At 65.9% G+C, this 3,878-nt stretch carries 3 protein-coding genes; all 3 read right to left on the bottom strand.

Translation table 11 applies throughout. The features are described from left to right. Positions 1–49: 49 nt before the first annotated feature. Positions 50–1,075, bottom strand: coding sequence for a hemolysin family protein (locus AD89_RS0116710; protein WP_025780683.1), 1,026 nt, complete (start codon positions 1,073–1,075; stop codon positions 50–52). After that, positions 1,072–2,472 carry a hemolysin family protein gene (locus AD89_RS0116705; protein WP_025780682.1) on the bottom strand — a complete coding sequence of 467 codons (1,401 nt, stop codon included), beginning with the start codon at positions 2,470–2,472 and terminating at the stop codon, positions 1,072–1,074. The genes AD89_RS0116710 and AD89_RS0116705 overlap by 4 nt, the downstream gene beginning before the upstream one ends. A 352-nt stretch (positions 2,473–2,824) precedes the next feature. Next, positions 2,825–3,691: a glyoxalase III HchA gene (hchA, locus tag AD89_RS0116700; RefSeq protein WP_025780680.1), complete on the bottom strand. Its 867-nt coding sequence runs from the start codon at positions 3,689–3,691 to the stop codon at positions 2,825–2,827. Between the last annotated feature and the right edge of the window lie 187 nt (positions 3,692–3,878).

Below are 3,878 nucleotides of genomic sequence, written 5' to 3'. Positions count from 1 at the left end.
ACCTGGCGCCAGGTTGCTGGGCCGCCGTCGGGTAGTAATTAGGGTGTGGTCAGGTTGAGGAGGTCGCTTGGCCGGTGGTGAGCAGGTGGGTGAGCACGTCGGTGACGGTCACGACTGCGTGGCCGCCGTCGGCCTTCTCCACCAAGGCCAGCTGCACGCTGTCCTCGCGCATCGCCTCGAACGCCCGCACCACGGTCATCGATCCGTCCACGACGGTGACGGGACGGGCCGCCTCGGTGATGGGAGCATCCTCGGCGAGTCCGAGCACATCCCGGACATGCACCACATGACTCAGCCGATCATCAGCCTCGGCGCGGACGAGGACTCGACGATGTCGGTCACGGCGCGACGCCTCACGCACCTCACCCGCAGTCGCTGCCGGACCGACGGCTGTCGGCTCCGGGCGACCGGCCACGAGCTCATCAAGTGTGAGCCGGGTGAGGTCGAGGGCGCCGAGCAGAGCCTCCGAGGACTCCTTCTCGAGAGTTCCCGCCTGCGCCGAATGCTGCAGCAGCTGCCTCAGGTCCTCCGGCGTGTGCGCCTGATCGACCTCGTCGACGGGCTCGACCTTGACCATCCGCAGGCACGCGTTCGCCGCGTTGTTGAGCACGTGCAGCAGCGGGCGGGTGAGGAACATGAAGGCCCGCATCGGCAGTGCCAGCATGATCGCCGAGCGTTCCGGATGTGCCACCGCCCACGACTTCGGCGCCATCTCACCGACGACGAGGTGGAGGAAGGTGACGACGATGAGGGCGAGGACGAAGCCGATGATGTCGGCGATCCACAGCGGCAGGCCGAGCGCTTCGGCGACCGGGGTGATCCAGTGGTGGACGGCCGGTTTCGTGATCGCCCCGAGCGCCAAAGTACACGCCGTGATGCCCAGCTGCGATCCGGCCAAAAGCACCGACAGCTCGGTCGAGCTGCGCAGGGCAGCCCTCGCTGAGCGGCTGTCGACGGCGGCGTCTTCGAGGCGGTGGCGTTTCGCGGCGATGAGAGCGAATTCGACGGCGACGAAGAACGCGCTCAGCCCGATGATGGCGATCGTGATCGCGGTGATGACCCAGGGATTGCTCATCGTGCCACCTCGATCCCGATCCGCAGCCGCGCGGGCACATGCGTGGCCACTTCGACGACGTCGATGACGAGGCGCTCGGTCTCCGGGGTGTCGTGTTCGCTGAGGTCGGCGGGGTCGATCGGCAGTTCGATCGAGACCCGGTCGCCCACCTCGGGGAATCCGCGGAGGTGTTCGATGACGAGTCCCGACAAGGTCTGCGCCGAGGTGGCCGGCAGTTCGCGTTGAAGGACGCGGGCCACCTCGTCGAGGGGGATGATCCCGGGTGCCGTCCAGGTGCCGTCGCCGGTCTCGATGAGTTCGTCGACGGTGTGGTCGTGTTCGTCGGCGATGTCACCGACGAGTTCCTCGCCGAGGTCCTCCATCGTCAGGATTCCGGCGAAGCCGCCGTATTCGTCGACGACGCAGGCCATCTGCTCTCCGCGTTCGAACAGCGTGGACACCGCGTCCGGCAGCGGGAGGGATTCCGGCACGAAGACCGGGTCGCGCAGGAGGGAGCGGACCCCGGTCGCGGTGGCGGTGTCCGTCGAGCCCGGTGCCGCCTCGGTGACGTTTTCGCGGGGGCCCGGCCCCGCCTCAGCGAAGACGTCGAGGAGGTCGATCGTACCGATCACCTGATCGTCGGCGTCGAGCACGGGGTAGCGGGAGTGGCCGCGGCTCATCCTGTCGCGCACCTCGTCCAGGGGCGTGTCGATGTCGATGACGTCGACGCGTGAGCGCGGCACCGTGGCGTGGGCGACCGTCTGGGCCGGGAAGTCGAGGATGCGGTCGAGCATGAGCGAATCGTCGTCGACGATCTCGCCGCCCTCCCGGGATTCGGCGACGATGTGCTTGAGATCGCGGCGGGTGGCCGAATGATCGACGTCGTGGACCGGCTCGATGCCGAGGACGCGCAGCAGGGCGTTCGAGGCTTTGTCGAAGATCGTGATGAGCCAGCCGAACAAGGTCAGATAGATCGAGGTCGAGCGGGCGAGCCAGGTGGCGAGCGCCTCGGGGCGGGCGATGGCCAGGTTCTTCGGGAACAGTTCGCCGAAGAGCATCTGGATGAGCGTCGAGACGAGCAGGGCGAGGACAGTGCCGATGAGGATGCCTGTGCCGGCGGGGATCGGGGTGCCGCCGAGGGCCTCGCCGACGGCTGTGCCGATGAGCGGTTCGGCGACGTAGCCGACGAGCAGACCGGTGACGGTGATGCCCAGCTGCGCGCCGGAGAGCATGAAGGAGGTGCGGCGGGTGATGGACAGGGCTCGGTCCGCGGCGCGATCACCGGAGGCCGAACGTGCGGCCAGACGGGAGCGGTCGACGGCCATGTAGGCGAATTCCTGCGCCACGAAGTAGCCGGTGGCCACCGTGATGAGCAGGACGACGAGAAGGCCGACGAGCAACGAGAGCAGCCAGGTCAACGGCGACCACCTGCCCGCGCGCTCTGTGCTCGCAAAGCGTCTGCCCGCGCGCTATTGAATTGTTCCGAGGTGCTGAAGGTGATGTCCCAGCCGGGACTTCGATAGTCGTCCATGGTCCTTCCGAAAGTGATCAAGTGGGCGGCTGCTATCGATTATCCTGACCCAGGCTGGCAGAACGCTGAACCCGCGCCCCTCCCAGAACTAGCCGACGGCGGTTCAGCAATCTTGCGCCAGTTTGCTGAACCGCCGTCGGCCGCGTCTCTGAATCACCGTGACGTCGCTGAATGCGCCCAGAGCAGTGCGCATTCAGTGACGTTACGGTCGTTTGGCGGGACGCTGAACGACGAAGGACTCAGCTGCCGAAACTCTCCAGAAGCGCGATCACAGACTCTTTTCCGAGCTGATGCGCCGCGAGCGGACTGTCCCCGGTCAGGAGGTTGCGGTCGCGTGTGGTGGCACCGGTCATCTCATCGTTGATGATCTCGATGCCGTCCTTCTTCAACGTCTCGCCGAGAGCCCACGGCATCTCGCCAGGTAGATAGCCGATGTCGATGTTCGCGCCGAAGTCGAGTGCGTCCGGGAACGCAGTGACACGGTAGTCGGCAAAGCGGTTCTCAGAGCGATCGAGGCCTGCGGCCAACAATGCCGCCGGACCATGACAGAGAGTGATGATGAGCCTGTCATTGTCTAGGAAGAAGTCCAGGGCAGCCTGCACGTCCCGGTCGAAGGGGATGACGTTCATGGCACCGTGACCGCCCGGGATGAAGATCGCGGCGTAGTCGTCGAGGCCGTTCGCGATGACGTCGGAGAGCCTCAGCGGAGCCTTGAATTTCGTCTCGGTGCTCGACCACGCGGAGGCGATGGCCTCGTCCTGCCCGGGGTAGGCCCACCATTCGAATTTTCCGGGCCCGCCGCTGACGGTGGCCACATCGATCTCGTAGCCGGCCTCAGCCATGTGGTGGAGTGGCAACAGCGTCTCGACGGGATGATTGCCGGTGGAGAAGAACATGCCATTCCTCATGAGCATGTACCGCTCGTCGGTGGCGATCGTGAGGATCTTCCACTTCCCGCCAGTGTATGTCTCCTCGGTGACGAGGCCGTCGAAGTCGGTCCTGCTCGACGTGTACTGGGAGAGCGAGTACGGGCTCGGGAAGAAGGCGTTGGCCTCCGCCTGATCGGGCACCGGGCTCCGGTCTTGAGATTTGTCGCTGTCAGTCATGTCTTCACCTTTCGCTCGTGTGGCTCACTTGCAGGTCGGTGTCGTCGGTGCATCGACTGACCTGTCAGCATACGGGACACGGAAAGGCACCGCCAACGACTGGGCCCAACGGGCACAGGAGCATCAACTGATCGCTGAACCCCACCCCTCCCCGGAACTACCTGACGGCGGCTCAGCAACCTCGCGC

This window comes from Brevibacterium sp. VCM10 (genome assembly GCF_000583215.1).
Classification (GTDB): Bacteria; Actinomycetota; Actinomycetes; order Actinomycetales; family Brevibacteriaceae; genus Brevibacterium; species Brevibacterium linens.
This window is presented reverse-complemented; position numbering and strand designations above follow the sequence as displayed.